The sequence below is a fragment of the Arthrobacter oryzae genome (genome assembly GCF_030812315.1).
Classification (GTDB): Bacteria; Actinomycetota; Actinomycetes; order Actinomycetales; family Micrococcaceae; genus Arthrobacter; species Arthrobacter oryzae_B.
This window is the reverse complement of record NZ_JAUSSM010000009.1, coordinates 188,512-202,867: the sequence shown is the minus strand read 5'-3', so window position 1 is coordinate 202,867 and position 14,356 is coordinate 188,512. Positions and strand designations below refer to the sequence as shown.

The 14,356-nt window shown below is 62.4% G+C and carries 14 protein-coding genes; 6 read left to right on the top strand and 8 right to left on the bottom strand.

Annotated elements, in window-relative coordinates; all coding sequences use genetic code 11:
* Positions 1-34: 34 nt before the first annotated feature.
* The 5 genes from J2S97_RS18140 (at position 35) to J2S97_RS18120 (ending at position 6,234) form a co-directional block, all read left to right on the top strand.
* A complete protein-coding gene (locus tag J2S97_RS18140) occupies positions 35-1,471 on the top strand; it encodes a sugar transferase (RefSeq protein ID WP_307051335.1) in 1,437 nt (478 codons plus the stop codon).
* Between the two features lie 47 nt (positions 1,472-1,518).
* Positions 1,519-2,832 carry a UDP-glucose dehydrogenase family protein gene (locus J2S97_RS18135; RefSeq protein WP_307051334.1) on the top strand — a complete coding sequence of 438 codons (1,314 nt, stop codon included), beginning with the start codon at positions 1,519-1,521 and terminating at the stop codon, positions 2,830-2,832.
* Between the two features lie 152 nt (positions 2,833-2,984).
* A complete protein-coding gene (locus J2S97_RS18130) occupies positions 2,985-4,733 on the top strand; it encodes a DUF4012 domain-containing protein (RefSeq protein ID WP_307051333.1) in 1,749 nt (582 codons plus the stop codon).
* A gap of 171 nt (positions 4,734-4,904) precedes the next feature.
* A complete protein-coding gene (locus tag J2S97_RS18125; protein WP_307051332.1) occupies positions 4,905-5,510 on the top strand; it encodes an LPXTG cell wall anchor domain-containing protein in 606 nt (201 codons plus the stop codon).
* Positions 5,511-5,841: 331 nt separating this feature from the next.
* Positions 5,842-6,234: a VanZ family protein gene (locus tag J2S97_RS18120; protein WP_307051378.1), complete on the top strand. Its 393-nt coding sequence runs from the start codon at positions 5,842-5,844 to the stop codon at positions 6,232-6,234.
* Between the two features lie 30 nt (positions 6,235-6,264).
* Here J2S97_RS18120 and galU read toward each other — a convergent pair whose 3' ends face one another.
* On the bottom strand, positions 6,265-7,158 hold the full coding sequence (gene galU / locus J2S97_RS18115; RefSeq protein ID WP_307051331.1) for a UTP--glucose-1-phosphate uridylyltransferase GalU: 894 nt from the start codon (positions 7,156-7,158) through the stop codon (positions 6,265-6,267).
* Between the two features lie 141 nt (positions 7,159-7,299).
* On the opposite strand from galU, the gene J2S97_RS18110 reads away from it, so the two are divergent.
* Entirely contained in the window at positions 7,300-8,328 is a 1,029-nt protein-coding gene (locus J2S97_RS18110; protein WP_307051330.1) for a hypothetical protein, read from the top strand.
* A gap of 15 nt (positions 8,329-8,343) precedes the next feature.
* On the opposite strand, the gene J2S97_RS18105 is transcribed toward J2S97_RS18110, so the two are convergent.
* The 7 genes from J2S97_RS18105 to J2S97_RS18075 all read right to left on the bottom strand — a co-directional run bounded on the left by J2S97_RS18105 (position 8,344) and on the right by J2S97_RS18075 (position 14,338).
* Complete coding sequence (locus J2S97_RS18105; protein ID WP_307051329.1) at positions 8,344-9,126, bottom strand: enoyl-CoA hydratase/isomerase family protein; 783 nt, start codon at positions 9,124-9,126, stop codon at positions 8,344-8,346.
* Between the two features lie 24 nt (positions 9,127-9,150).
* On the bottom strand, positions 9,151-10,377 hold the full coding sequence (paaE, locus tag J2S97_RS18100; protein ID WP_307051328.1) for a 1,2-phenylacetyl-CoA epoxidase subunit PaaE: 1,227 nt from the start codon (positions 10,375-10,377) through the stop codon (positions 9,151-9,153).
* Between the two features lie 10 nt (positions 10,378-10,387).
* Positions 10,388-10,939 carry a 1,2-phenylacetyl-CoA epoxidase subunit PaaD gene (paaD, locus tag J2S97_RS18095; RefSeq protein WP_373460585.1) on the bottom strand — a complete coding sequence of 184 codons (552 nt, stop codon included), beginning with the start codon at positions 10,937-10,939 and terminating at the stop codon, positions 10,388-10,390.
* An 8-nt stretch (positions 10,940-10,947) separates the two neighbouring features.
* Positions 10,948-11,844, bottom strand: coding sequence for a 1,2-phenylacetyl-CoA epoxidase subunit PaaC (gene paaC / locus J2S97_RS18090; protein ID WP_307051377.1), 897 nt, complete (start codon positions 11,842-11,844; stop codon positions 10,948-10,950).
* Between the two features lie 32 nt (positions 11,845-11,876).
* Complete coding sequence (paaB, locus tag J2S97_RS18085; protein ID WP_307051326.1) at positions 11,877-12,368, bottom strand: 1,2-phenylacetyl-CoA epoxidase subunit PaaB; 492 nt, start codon at positions 12,366-12,368, stop codon at positions 11,877-11,879.
* A complete protein-coding gene (gene paaA / locus J2S97_RS18080) occupies positions 12,365-13,384 on the bottom strand; it encodes a 1,2-phenylacetyl-CoA epoxidase subunit PaaA (protein ID WP_307051325.1) in 1,020 nt (339 codons plus the stop codon). Before paaA ends, paaB begins: the two co-directional genes overlap by 4 nt.
* A 72-nt stretch (positions 13,385-13,456) precedes the next feature.
* The gene (locus tag J2S97_RS18075) at positions 13,457-14,338 is read right to left on the bottom strand and encodes a helix-turn-helix transcriptional regulator (RefSeq protein ID WP_307051324.1); all 882 of its coding nucleotides are present in this window, start codon (positions 14,336-14,338) and stop codon (positions 13,457-13,459) included.
* Positions 14,339-14,356 lie beyond the last annotated feature (18 nt).

Here is a 14,356-nt window from a genome sequence, read left to right as displayed (position 1 = left end):
TTCGTATATATCGCTTCGAAGTGGGGGAACTTTTGTGACTGGGGGAAGCGATTGGCGCACGCGCTCTTCCCGACTACTCAGGGTAGTAGACGCGTTTGTAGTAGTTTGGGCTGTCTCAGGCGCCTTCATCGTTAGATTCGGATTGGAACCTGACTTTGTCGTCGCTGGCCAGGAATTCACCTACGCTTGGCTCTCGGTGGCTCTGGCCATCGTTTGGTGGTTAATGCTCGGTGCATGGAACAGCAGACAGACCCGGGTATTGGGGGCTGGACCGGACGAGTACAAACGCGTGGCCGCGGCTTCACTTTGGTTATTTGGCTTAGTCGCAATCGTTTCATACGTGCTTCGCGTTGACACAGCCCGAGGATACGTAGGGGTAGCCCTTCCCGCTGGTTTGCTCGGCCTGCTCCTAGGCCGGTGGCTGATTCGCCAGCATCTGGGGATAAATCGCCAACAGGGGCAGAGCATGTCGCGACTGCTCCTCTTGGGTGGGCCCAGCGCGGTTGCACACCTGGCTGCTTCTCTGGAGAGAGCCAAGCATGCTGGCTACCTTCCGGTTGCCGCCTACACTCCTGGATCGCATGAAGGACCCGCCGTGGAACCGGAGTCCGGATTGCCAATTGTAGGCTACCGGCCTGATGCTCGGTCGATCGTCGACGCCATTACTTCATGCGGCGCAGATGCCGTCGCAGTCTCGGCTGGGGTGCAACTTCATCCGCAAACGCTAAGACATCTTGGCTGGGAACTGGCGTCCCGAAACATTGGACTCATCATGGCCCCTGCACTGACGGACATCGCAGGGCCACGCATCCACACGCAGCAAGTAGCCGGCCTGCCACTGATACACGTAACAACGCCAACTTTAGAAGGCGGCCAACGCGTCGCGAAGCGACTCTTTGACGTTTTGGTGTCGGGGCTTCTCATCGTTCTTTCGTTGCCGGTCATGGCACTGGTGGCAACACTCGTGAAGGTGGATAGCCCGGGACCTGTACTGTTCAGACAGGATCGAGTGGGCATTGAGGGTAAGCACTTCAGCATGCTCAAATTCAGGTCGATGATGGTCGACGCTGAGCAACAACTCGCCGGTCTAAAGAATCGCAATGAAGGTAGCGGACTCCTCTTCAAAATGAAGAATGATCCTAGGATCACGCGCGTTGGCGGAGTCCTGCGAAAGTTCAGTCTGGACGAGTTGCCGCAACTTTTCAATATTTTCGTGGGGTCCATGAGTTTGGTAGGCCCACGCCCTCCGCTCCCCTCAGAGGTCGCAGAATACGAGCACGACGTACGACGGAGACTTCTCGTCAAACCCGGTCTCACTGGACTATGGCAGGTTAGCGGACGTTCCAATCTCTCTTGGCAGGACTCTGTGAGACTGGACCTTTATTACGTCGAGAACTGGTCGTTGGCTGGCGATCTGATCATCCTAATGAAAACCTTTCGTGCCGTCTTCCACGGCGCCGGCGCCTACTGACCCCGTTACCTCCTAGTCAATTTGCCCTTTGGGGAAGGAACATAATCATGCGAATATCTGTCATTGGCTGCGGCTACCTGGGTGCCGTCCACGCCGCATGTATGGCGAAACTTGGTCACGAGGTTGTTGGCATCGACGTGGACGAGCGAAAAATTGATGAACTTGCTAACTCCACGGCCCCGTTCTACGAGCCTGGTCTCGATGAACTCCTGCGAGACGTCCAAGGCACAGGCCGGTTGTCCTTCACCACAGATATGTCTGCGGCGGCTGGCAGCGACGTACATTTCATCTGCGTCGGCACGCCGCAGAAGAAGGGTGAGAACGGCGCTGATATGACCTACGTTGACGCGGCGACGCTTGCGCTTTTGCCGCACATTTCGCCGGGAAACGTAGTTGTCGGCAAATCGACTGTTCCCGTCGGAACTGCATCGCGTCTGGCTCAACTGGTAAGCGTCCAGGAACCTTCGGCCCACTTAGTATGGAATCCGGAGTTTCTGCGCGAAGGCCATGCGGTGTCAGATACTCTGAGCCCGGACCGTCTTGTGTACGGCGTCGCCGGCGGCTCAGAGGAGCACCCGGCCGTCTCTGTGCTAGACGAAGTCTATGCGCGTTCCCTATCTGTCGGGACGCCACGATTGGTGACGGACCATCCGACCGCTGAACTTGTAAAGGCCGCAGCCAACTCCTTTCTGGCCACAAAAATTTCTTTCATCAACGCGATGGCTGAGGTTTGCGAGGCTACAGGGGCAGACGTCACCCAACTCGCCGACGCCATCGGCATGGACGACCGGATCGGCCGCAAGTTCCTCCATGCCGGTATCGGCTTTGGAGGAGGGTGCCTCCCCAAGGATATTCGAGCATTTATGGCTCGGGCCGGCGAACTCGGTGCCGACCAGGCACTTACATTCCTGAGGGAAGTCGACGCTATTAATATGCGCCGCCGTTCTCGGGTAGTCGAACTGACACGCGACATCTGCGGAGGCATTCTGTTAGGGAAGCGAGTTACCGTTCTCGGCGCGGCATTCAAGCCTGAAAGTGACGATGTCCGTGATTCACCAGCCCTTAGCATCGCTGCTCAGCTTCACCTTCAAGGTGCCGTCGTCACCGTGACCGATCCTAAAGCCGTAGCAAACGCTGCCAAGCGGTTCCCCGAGCTGCAGTATGAAGTCGACGTAGAAAAAGCCATTCACAACGCCGATGTCCTGCTACTTCTGACGGAATGGCAGCAATACCGGAGTCTGGACCCATACGAGCTAGGATCCCGGGTGGCGACCTTGCGCATACTTGACGGACGCAATGTACTCGACGCGGCCAAATGGCGCGCCGCTGGCTGGACATACCGCGGTTTGGGGCGACCCTAACTGTGGCGGGCACTGAAGCAGAGTCAGAGACGGAAACGACACCTAACAAGAAGAGCGGCGACTCCTTGAGCTCAGTTGAGAGGCAAACTCGCCGTATCCAGAAACGTGGTCTGAAAATCGCGGCAGTATGGCTAGGCGCTACAGCAATCCTGATGATTTCTGCTGTCCTTTGGCTTGGCGCCAAGGCAAACGTCGTCAAGTCCGAACTTGAAGCCGCAACACAGTTGATTCCGCTTCTCAAGGAAGACGTTGCTGGCGACAGGCCGCAAGACGCCGCCAAGACAGCCGAACGGCTTCGTGCTCACACGGGGGCGGCCCGCGAAGCGGCTGACGACCCCCTGTGGACATTGGCCTCAGCTGCGCCCGGAGTCGGTCCGAACTTTAGTGCAGTCGCAGAAGTTGCCCGCTCGGCAGACGACGTGTCCACCCTGGGTGTGGGTCCGCTGGTCAAAGTATTTGGCTCTCTTGATTGGGACAGCCTGCTACCCAATAGCGAAGGAACGAACTTGGAACCCATCCAAGATGCGTCTCCTAGTGTGACTTCCGCAGCTCATGCGGTTAGAGTCTCAGCCGACAGGTTGGCGAGAATCGACACCAACGGCCTCTTGCCTCAGGTAGCGGAACCACTAGTCCGGGCACGTGAGCAATTGGAGTCGGTGACGGGGGCATTGGATGCAGCCGCCAGCGCTTCACAGGTCGCCCCCGATATGCTGGGAGCGCAGGGCACTCGTAACTACTTGCTCATGATCCAAAACAACGCCGAAGCACGCGCCTCCGGTGGCATCCCAGGCGCGCTTGCGGTCTTAACGCTCGACCAAGGGAAACTTTCGCTCGGCCTACAGAGCAGCGCCGGAGAAGTTGGCGTAATGCAACCCCCTCTGGCCGTTGACGCTGAACAGCAGCAAATCTATTCTGTTCGGCTCGGTAAGTACATGCAGGACGTAAATCTGACGCCAGACTTTCCGACATCGGCTACTAGCGCCCAAGCAATGTGGGAGAAAAAGACTGGACAGCGTGTTGATGGTGTGATTTCAGTAGACCCAGTTGCGTTGAGCTACATACTGAACGCGACGGGATCGATCAAGATCAGCAATCCTGAGTTAGACGCGTTAGCCAGCGGCGGTCTGCCAACAGAACTGAACGGCAACAACGTTGTTGCAACCCTTTTGTCAGATGTCTACGCCAAGATCGAGTCACCCCGGCTTCAGGATGCCTACTTTGCCGGAGTAGCGCATGAAATCTTCTCGGCACTTTCGAGTGGCAAAGCCGATGCCAAGGGGCTTCTAGAAGGCGTCACACGCGGAGCATCAGAGGGTCGTGTACTCATCTGGTCCAGCAACCGAGATGAACAATCAGTTTTAGGAAAGTATCCCCTTAGTGGTTCCATCGCGGGTCCCAGTGTCTCCCCCGCACAATTCGGCGTTTATTTCAACGATGGCACCGGGGCGAAAATGGATTACCACATGAAGCGGTCTGTACAGCTCATTGAGGAATGCACGGGTGACGAGTATGGACAGGTCAGGGTACGCATCACGAGCACCAACAACGCTCCGGCGGACGCGGCGACTTCGTTGCCTGCCTATGTAACTGGGGATGGTGTGTTCGGCGTCCCGCCAGGAATGGTCCGAACGAACGTCATAGCCTACGGACCTGTCCAAGCCAATGTAGAAACAGTCATGGTCGACGGCAAGAGGACGGACTTTGCCGCGCACCAGCACAGCAACCGGCCGGTCGGATCGGTGACCGTCATGTTGGCGCCGGGGCAGAGCAGCACCGTGGAACTGACATTTGGGAAAATTGTTCAGCACACGGAACCTAACCTGGTTGTTACACCGACCGTTCAGCCTGTCAAAGACGTGGTTCTAGGCAACAAACGAGCCGAATGCGCGCCAGAGAAGTAGACATTGCGTTAACAGTATGTAAAGCGACTTGATTCACTTTGGTAACATCCGTCACGGGATGCTAACGTCTACTTGGGCACAGCAAATGAGATTTCAACCTACGGTCACTCGGCGGATCGGAATCTCCACCAATCACGTGACACATCGTAATTACGGTCTCAGGGGGACACATTGAAGAAAACACTTGCAGCAATCGCACTCGCAGGATCCATTGCACTCATTGGGGCGGTCCCGGCAGCCGCCGACAGGCTTTACCCGCCGCGGCCGTCCCAGGCCGCCGTATCTGACGGCACTGTAGGCCCGGGCGAGCAGTTTGTCTTCCGTGGTCAGGGCTTCCTTGCCGGTGAAGGCCTCACCATCTCTGTCACTCCTGGCAACCCGCCGGCTGCAAACGGTTCCAGCGTCTCTAACGGTAGCCGCACGGTACCGACCAAGATCACGCTGCCGCTTGCACCTCAGAGTATTCCCGCGACGGCAGACGCAAATGGCGCCTTCGCTGTCACCCTGAGCATCAACGAACCCGGGACCTACAACCTGACTGCCACCGGCACTTCCGGCCGCACCGTTGGCCCCGTCACCGTTGTGGTTGTAGCCTCGGCTGGTGGGACCAACACCGCTGGCGCTCCGCTGGCTAACGCCGGCGGTGCAGGCCTGGCCAACACCGGTGCAGACGCCAGCCTTGTTCTCTGGTCGCTGGTGGGCGCAGGCGCACTGGCTGCCGGAGCAACCTCCGTAGTTGTGGTTCGCCGCCGCGCCAAGGCTGACGCCGCAGCGTAAGGCTAAACCAGCAAGCACCAAAGAGGGTGGGCGGTTCTCCGGGAAACCGGAGAACCACCCACTCTCTGCTTTAACCAGAAACCGCGGGCCAGACTTCTGAACTTTGTGGTATTCATAAATGTTATGGGGAGACATTGGCGCCGACCACGCTGGCAATTCGACTTTTCTTTGCCTTCGCTCCCTTTGGACGCGTTCCCCTACATCCTCTTGACGCTCCTGGCGATCGCTGCTCTCGGTGTGTCCTTCGTAGCCGTTCTGAAGACATCCTGAGGCCTGCTTGACGCGCCTGGAGCAACCCCAGCTTTGGCGGGCAGTCCTCGTTGCCCTGTTGGTGCCGCTGGCGCTGGTGGCTTTCTGGCCGAGCCCGGTGGACAAACCCGTTCAGGGTGAACTCGAGGGATTTCTATTTCTGATCCACGCAGTGGGAATTCCCCACTGGATTAATTACTCCGTCGTAGAAGCCGCAGCCAACATTGTCCTCTGCGTCCCTTTGGGGGCCGTCGCATCACTGGCCTTCCCAAGCAAGCGATTTTGGCAGCTCGGCGCGTTAGGATTAGCGGTCTCTGGTTGCATGGAGCTTGGCCAGCAGCTTTTTCTTTACGAGCGCTTCGCGAGCCCTCTGGACCTTGTCACAAATACAGCCGGCTGTGTCATTGGTGCACTGGCCGCCCGGACCAGTATCCGTCGACTTAGCGGCAGACAGGCTCTACGCCGGCCGGAGTAGAGGCTGTCTGAAAATTGACCGTGAATTGACCTATTCGTTCACGAATTCCTTCATCCACGCCTTCAGGTCTTCGCCGAAGTCCACGCGCTCCGACGCAATGGAAATAACGGCCTTGATGTAGCTGAGCTTGTCTCCCGTGTCGTAGCGGCGGCCACGGAACACCACGCCGTACACACCGCTGCCTTCGCCCTCCGAAGTCGCGAGGGTCTGCAACGCGTCCGTCAGCTGGATCTCTCCGCCGCGGCCGGGCTCGGTCTCCTCCAGTACGTCGAACACGGCGGGGTGCAGCACGTACCGGCCGATGACGGCCAGGTTCGAGGGAGCCTCGTCCACAGAGGGCTTCTCCACCAGGCGGTTCACCTGGAAGTAGTTCTCGCCGTCCACGGGCGTGATGTCCGCGCAGCCGTAGGCACTGATCTGCGCCGGATCCACCTCGATCAGGGCAATGACAGAGCCGCCGGTCTTGGACTGGACGTCAATCATGGTGCTCAGCAGCTCATCACGAGCGTCGATGAGGTCGTCACCCAGCAGGACAGCAAACGGCTCGTCCCCTACATGCTGACGGGCACACAGCACTGCGTGGCCCAAGCCCTTCGGGTCTCCCTGACGCAGGTAGTGCAACGGGGCAAGGCTGGAGGCGTGCTGGACGGCCTCCAGACGGTCCAGGTCGCCCTTGAGCTCCAAGGTGCGCTCCAGGTTCGGTGCGCGGTCAAAGTGGTCCTCCAGGGCCCGCTTCTGGCGCCCCGTGATCATGAGGAGGTCCGTCAGGCCTGCCTTGACGGCTTCTTCCACTACGTACTGGATTGCTGGCTGGTCAACAACCGGCAACATTTCCTTCGGCATCGCCTTGGTGGCGGGCAGGAAGCGAGTTCCCAATCCGGCAGCAGGAATGACGGCTTTTCGCACTGATTTCCCCAGAGTCATAGCTGAACCATACAAATCCTTGGAGGAAACTGGCAATTCACGGCCTAGATTACGCGGCTGATGGGGACCCCTGCCCATCGCTGGCCGTCGGTTTTCAGGACATACTTCTGGTTGCACCATTTACAAATATTGGGGGACAACTTGAACAACGATCAGCAGCCCGGAACTCCGCAACAGCCAGACCAGCACGGATGGCAGCAGCCCGACGCTCCGGCGCCGGGACAGGAAGGCCAGCAGCAGCCGTTCCCGCCCTACCCGCCGCAGCCCGGCCAGCCGTATCCGCCGCAGCAGGGGCAGCAGAACCAACAGGGCCAGCCGGAGTTCGGCCAGCCGCCCTATCCCCCGCGAGCGGACCAGTACAACATCGGCCAGCCGCCATACGGCGAGCCCGGACACGGACAATACGGGCAGCCCGGACCGGGTTCGTTCGGCCCGACCCCGCCGAAGCGCGGCATCCCGGTCTGGGGCTGGGTTGCTGGCGGCGTTGGCGTTGCGGCTGTCCTGGCACTGGGCGGCGTGATGGTCCTGGGCGGCATCGTCTCGGCCAACGATCGGAAAATAACTCCGGCGCCGACGAAGACCGCCGGAAGTACAGCGTCTGCCGGGGCTACCGAGGAGGCCACCACCGACGAGTCCTCGGCCGCAGCCTCCGGCGAAGAAGACCTGTATCTCTTCCAGACCGCCGACTTCACCTCGCCGCCCGTCTGGTCCGTCCAGATACCCGACGGCTGGACCATCTCTGAAGTCAAGGACGGCACCACCAAGTACCGCAACAGCAACAACCCCTGCCTGTTCACCACGCGCCAGATCGTCATGCCGCCCAGCAGCGCCATCTCCGATGAAGATGCAACGAAGGCCTCCATGGAGGGGGAAATCGCGGGCATCAAAAAAGCGGTCGGATCCCCGGTCACCGTAGTGACGGATAGTGACTCGCTCTACGCAAAGCTTCGGAACGCGGATGGCCGCGTCATTGAACTGCAGGAAGCCGAAATGCGGTTCAAGAACAAGAGCGACGTGGACCTCGTAGTCCGGCTGGCCCTGCGGGCTGTGCCTTCCGCAAACGCCCTGATGGAACTCGACCTCGCCTGCCCTGCCAACTTGCCGACAGAGTCAGACGTCTGGATGGAACTGGCAGACAGCGTCACCATGGTTGACGATCCCGCGGTCTGATTTCAACGGGCTCGGTTACCGGCCTTTGAACTCCGGCGTCCGTTTCTCCTGGAACGCCTTGAAGCCCTCTGAGTAGTCCTCGGACTTGCACAGCCGGGCCTGCTCCGCGTTTTCCTCCTCCATGGCCTCCCAGAGGCCAAGGCGCTGGTCGCGGATGTGGGCCACCAGGTCCTTGCTGGCATTGAAAGCACCCGTGGCGCCCGTGGCAACCTTCGCCACGATGCCGCGGGTGTTTTCCAGCAGCTCGTCCTTGGGCATGGCCCGGCTGAACATGCCCTGCGCCACTGCCTCGGCGCCGGTCATCAGCTCGGCTGTGTAGATCAGGTCCAGCGTGCGGTGCATGCCCAGCCGCTCGGTGAAGTACCAGTGCCCGCCGGAGTCCAGCGTGGCGCCCAGCTTGGCGAACGGCGAGCCGAACTTGGCGTCCTCCGCCACGTACACCACGTCCGTAGCTAGCAGCAACCCCAGCCCCACGCCCAGGCACGCACCCTGGGCCGCCGCGAACGTCGGAGCTGGGAAGGCTGTCATCTTCTTCAACAGCGGCTGCAGCAGCCCGCCCAGGTACCCCTGGACGTCATCAGTCTCCGGCGTGACGCCGGCAATGTCCCGGCCCGCGCAGAAGGCGCGGCCCTCTCCCCTGAGCAGCAGCGCCCGCACCTCACCGCGCGAGGCGGCGGCAGCGGCGTCGTCGTACGCCTGTGTTAAATCCCTGAGCGCCTGCTCGTCCAGTGAGTTCAGCTTGTGCGGTGCGTTCAGCACAACCTCGGCGACGCCGTCGGTAATGGAGAGCGAGATCATGGGGCTCCTTGCTGTTCGAAAGACTTAGACGTCGAAGTCGACGGTGACTTCAGGGGTGGTGGGGTGGGACTGGCAGGTGAGCACGTAGCCCTTGTCCAGTTCATCCTGCTCCAGGGCGTAGTTTTCGTCCATGGTCACCTTGCCCGTGACCACCTTGGCGCGGCAGGTCCCGCACACTCCCCCGGCACAGGCGAACGGCACGTCCGGGCGCACGCGCAGGGCGGCGTTGAGGATGGACTCGCGGGCGTGCGTGGGGCTGGCCACCTTGCCCTCGAGGCCGTCCAACTTGAACGTGATCTTGTACGTCTCCTTGGATTCGTCATCGATCACCGGCCGGCCGATGTTGCCCTCGGGGCGGTCCGGCTTGCCCGAGGTGAACAGCTCGAAGCGGATGTGCTCCGGCTTCACCCCGCGGGATGCCAGGGTGTCACGGCACAGCTGCACCAGCTCGAACGGCCCGCACAGGAACCACTCGTCCACATCGTCCGCGTGGATGGCGGTGCCCAGCAGCTGCTGGAGCTTCTCGGCGTCGATCCTTCCGCTCAGCAGCGGCGCGATGCGCTGCTCGCGGGACAGCACGTGGTGCAGCGCCAGGCGCGACGGGTACTTGTCCTTAAGGTCCGCCAGCTCCTCCAGGAACATCACGTCCATGGCTGCCTTGTTCGCGTAGATCAGGTCGAAGCGGGTGTCCGGGTTCGCGGCCAGCAGCGTGCGGGCAATGGCAATCACGGGGGTGATGCCGGAACCCGCGGCGATGGCCACGAAGCTGCCGGGCTCCCCCACCAGGTCCTCCGGATGGTTCATGGAGTTCATCACGTTCTGCTCCACGGCCTTGCCGTCCCGGCCGTGCTTGGAGACGAACGCACCCATCGGGCTCATCACGTCCAGGACGTCGCCGGCCCTCAGCTCGGCGTTGGCCCACGTGGAAAACTGGCCGCCCAGGTCTTTCTTGATGGCCACCCGGATCTCGCTGCTGCCGTCCGCGAAGCTCCGCGGCTCGGCGCAGATGGAGTAGCTGCGGCGCACCTCGTGCGGCTGGCCGTTCTCATCCGGCATGGTGGTGCGCAGGGCCACGTACTGGCCCGGGAGGTAGTCGTACTGCCCGGCCAGCTCGGCCGGGACGCCGAACGTCACCTCGATCGCATCGTCTGTGAGCCGGCGGACTTCATCCACCGTCAGGGTGTGGAAGGACGCACGACGGCGGCCGGTGGCTGCCGCCTGCTCGGCGGCGGTCTGGCGGACAACAGGCATGGGGGCTTCCTTACAGGACTTTGAAGTAGTCGAACGGTTCCTTGCAGTCCTGGCAGACGTACAGCGCCTTGCAGGAGGTGGAACCGAAGCGGGTGAGTTCCTTGGTGTTCAGCGACGAACACTGCGGGCATTTGACGGCCATGCTCAGGCGGATGGGGCCGGCGTGCCTTGCAGCATCGGAGCGGCCCGTGGGCGGCGCAATGCCGTACTCCTCCAGCTTGGCCTTGCCGGACTCGGTCATCCAGTCCGTGGTCCACGCGGGCGAGAGCACCAGCTCCACGTGCACGGTGGGGTAGCCCTCCTTGGCGAACGCCGCGGTGAGGTCGTCGCGGATGGCGTCCATGGCCGGGCAGCCCGAGTACGTGGGCGTGATGGTGACCTGCACAGCGGGCACCATCCCGCCGTCGTCGAACAGCCTGACATCCCTCAGGATGCCAAGGTCAGCGATGGTGAGCACCGGGATCTCCGGATCGCACACCGTGGCGGCGAGGTCCCAGGCTTTTTGCTCCGGACTTCTGCTGTCCGCGCGGCTGGTGGCCGCAGTTGGGTGGCTGACGTACATCGGCATGGCTACCAGCTCGCTCCGGGGAACTGGCGGGCCAGGACCTGCATTTCGGCCAGGAGGTAGCCCAGGTGCTCCGAGTGCTTGCCCTGGCGTCCGCCGCCGCTGGCGGCCGGCACCTGCGGAACGTCCAGTTCCGCTTCGGCCAGGACCTCGCCGGTGAGGCGGTCAAAGTCCGTGCGCAGGCTGGAAGGCTCGACGGCGGCGCCCGCCGCTGTGAGGCGGGCGGTGAGTTCATCGTCGCGGAACAGCTCATCGACGTAGGGCCAGATGACCTTGAAGCCGTGGATCATCTTGGCGCGCGACTCGTCCGTGCCGAGGGCCAGGCGCAGCACCCATTGGGTGCTGTGGTCCCGGTGGTAGTCCACTTCCTTGACGGCCTTGGCGGCGATGCCGGCCAGGGTGGCGTCCGTTGACTCGGTCAGCCGGCGGTAGAGCTCGAACTGGTAGTAGCTCACCACGAACTGCCGGGCGATGGTGACGGCGAAGTCCCCGTTGGGCTGCTCGAAGAGTTCAACCGAGCGGAATTCCTCTTCGCCGCGGAAGTAGGCGAGGTCGTCCTCGCTCTTGCCGTTGAGTCCGCCGGCGTAGCTGAGGAAGGAGCGGGCGTGGCCCAGCTGGTCCAGGGCGATGTTGCCCAGGGCCACGTCCTCCTCCAGCTCCGGGGCGCGGGAGATCCAGTGGCCCAGGCGCTGTGCCAGGACCAGCGCGTCATCGCCGAGGCGCAGGGCGAATTCGGCTGCATCCTCGCTGGGCTTGGCTGTGCCGCGGCTGACGGCGAGCGCGATGTCCTCGGGCCGGAGGGCGTTGCCCGGCGTGATGCGGGTGGCGCTGGCGTTGGCGTCTCCGCTGGTGCCGGCAGTGGCGACGCCGACGGAGATGTCCCCGTGGCCGCCGTCGTGCATTTCAGTGGTGTTTTCTGTTTCAGGTGTGGTGCTCACAGGTGCTTCACGCCCTCACTCTTGGTGTAATACGTGGCGTGCCGGTAGTCCTTGCCCTGGGGCGACTCGAAGAAGGAGCCCTTGGCGTCCGGGTCGCTGGAGGCGATGGCGTCCGCGGGGACAACCCAGATGGACACGCCCTCGTTGCGGCGGGTGTACAGGTCACGGGCGTTGCGCAGCGCCATCGCGGCGTCCGGCGCGTGCAGGGATCCGGCGTGCACGTGCGACAGTCCGCGGCTGGAGCGGACAAAGACTTCCCAGATGGGCCAGACGTTGCCGGCGGGGCGGATCTCAGTGGCTGCGGGCGCGGAGCGTTCCGGTGCCGGTGCCGGTGCCGGTGCCGGTGAGGCAGCGACTGCCTTGTCCGCTGCCGGGACGCCCGTGGGCGCGTTCGCCTGGTCTGCTGACTGGTCTTCCGCCTTGTCAATGGAGCGGGAGCCGCTGTCTGCGGTACTGGCCGGGAACTCCGGGTTGCCGTGAGGGCTCATGCTGCAAATTCCTTCTTTGCTTGCTTGCGGGCGTACGCGGCTGCTGCTTCGCGCACCCAGGTTCCGTTCTCGTGGGCTTCGCGGCGGCGCTCCAGGCGCTGGGCGTTGCAGGGGCCGCGGCCTTTCAGGACCTCGTGGAACTCGTCCCAGTCCAGCGGGCCGTGTTCCCACTTCTTGGTTTCCTCGTTAAACCGGATGTCCTTGTCCGGGAGGGTGAGTTCCAGAACCTTGACCTGCTCCATCATCATGCCGACGAAGCGGCTGCGCAGTTCGTCGTTGCTGAAGCGCTTGATGTTCCAGGCCATGGACTGCTTGGAGTTGGGTGAATCGTCATCCGGCGGGCCGAACATCATCAGGGCCGGGGCGTACCAGCGGTTCACGGCCTCCTGTGCCATCTGCTTCTGCTCAGGGGTGCCGTGGGAGAGTTCCAGCAGGATCTCGAAGCCCTGGCGCTGGTGGAAGGACTCTTCCTTGCAGACGCGGACCATGGCTCGGCCGTAGGGACCGAACGATGCACGGCAGAGCGGCACCTGGTTGGCGATGGCGGCGCCGTCCACCATCCAGCCGATGGCACCCATGTCCGCCCAGGTGCGTGCGGGGTAATTGAAGATGGAGGAGTACTTGGCCTTGCCGTCCATCAGGTCCTGCATCATCTGGTCGCGCGGCTGGCCCAGGGTCTCGGCGGCCGAGTACAGGTACAGGCCGTGGCCGGCCTCGTCCTGGACCTTGGCCATGAGGATGGCCTTGCGCTTCAGGCTGGGGGCGCGGGAAATCCAGTTGGCTTCCGGCTGCATGCCGATGATCTCCGAGTGCGCGTGCTGAGAAATCTGGCGGATGAGGGTCTTGCGGTAGGCAGCCGGCATCCAGTCGCGGGGCTCGATGCGCGAGTCCTCCGCCATGACGCGGTCAAAGTACGCCTGACCTTCTGCCTCGTGCCGGGCTGCCTCTGCAGCGCTGATTTCTTGCCGTCCCGGCGTACCTTCAGCGGGCACTGACTGCAGGGTCTGCGATGCCATGGTTGCTCCTATGCATATCCGATAAATAATTACCGACCGTTCGTTCAGGATATGCGGAAGCCGTGAGATGCGTCAAGAAGGCTGGGCGACTGCCATCTCTTGGATTCGTTCGGTTGCGCCCCAGCTGGCGAGCAGGCGGAGCCGTTCATCGGAGGGGGATCCGGGCACCGCCGGGTAGACAGTGAGCGTGAAGCCGGGGTCTTCCGCCAGTTCCATGGCTTCGTAGGCGAGTTCGAGCTCCCCGACCACCGGGTGGTGAAAGACTTTTGTGCCGGCGTAATGGCGCCGCACGTTGTGCGCCGCCCAGCGGGTCCGGAACTCTTCGCTGCGCACTGACAGTTCACCGACGAGGTCGGCCAGGCGTTTGTCGAACGGGTTGCGCCCGCTCTGCGTCCGCAGGATGGCCACGTTCGTATTGGCCGCCAGCTCCCAGTTGGGGTAGAAGTCCCGGGCCCTGGGGTCGAGGAAGATGAAGCGGGAGTGGTTGGCGGGCCGTGCCGGGCCGCGGTACATCTCCGAGTACAGGGCGTAGCCCAGCTGGTTGGCCGCCACGATGTCCATCTGGTGGTTGCCGATGAAGGCCGGCGCGGTGGTGATGGAGTCGAGCATGAACTGCAGGGTGGGGCGGACGGTTCCGCTTTGGAGCGGACGGCGCTGGCTCCTGCCGGACGGGCTGGCTGCGCGGGCCAGGTTGTAGAGATGGTCCCGTTCGGCCTCGTCCAGCTTCAGCGCCCTGGCGATGGCGTCGAGCACACTTTCGGAGGTGCCGGCGAGGTTCCCGCGTTCAAGCTTGGTGTAGTAGTCAACGCTGACCCCGGCGAGCATGGCCACCTCTTCACGGCGCAGGCCGGGGACCCGGCGTCGTCCTCCATAGAGCGTCAGCCCGGCCATTTCGGGAGTGATTTTGGCCCGCCGTGAGGCGAGGAATTCGCGCACTGCCATCCTGTTGTCCACTCATCCACGCTACCGCCC

Coding starts and splice junctions, on each gene's coding strand:
- J2S97_RS18130 (WP_307051333.1), top strand. CDS start 2,985: ATGATTTCTGCTGTCCTTTGGCTTGGCGCCAAGGCAAACGTCGTCAAG.
- paaE (WP_307051328.1), bottom strand. CDS start 10,377: ATGCCTGTTGTCCGCCAGACCGCCGCCGAGCAGGCGGCAGCCACCGGC.
- J2S97_RS18105 (WP_307051329.1), bottom strand. CDS start 9,126: ATGATCTCGCTCTCCATTACCGACGGCGTCGCCGAGGTTGTGCTGAAC.
- paaB (WP_307051326.1), bottom strand. CDS start 12,368: ATGAGCCCTCACGGCAACCCGGAGTTCCCGGCCAGTACCGCAGACAGC.
- galU (WP_307051331.1), bottom strand. CDS start 7,158: ATGACTCTGGGGAAATCAGTGCGAAAAGCCGTCATTCCTGCTGCCGGA.
- J2S97_RS18135 (WP_307051334.1), top strand. CDS start 1,519: ATGCGAATATCTGTCATTGGCTGCGGCTACCTGGGTGCCGTCCACGCC.
- paaA (WP_307051325.1), bottom strand. CDS start 13,384: ATGGCATCGCAGACCCTGCAGTCAGTGCCCGCTGAAGGTACGCCGGGA.
- paaD (WP_373460585.1), bottom strand. CDS start 10,939: ATGTACGTCAGCCACCCAACTGCGGCCACCAGCCGCGCGGACAGCAGA.
- paaC (WP_307051377.1), bottom strand. CDS start 11,844: ATGCACGACGGCGGCCACGGGGACATCTCCGTCGGCGTCGCCACTGCC.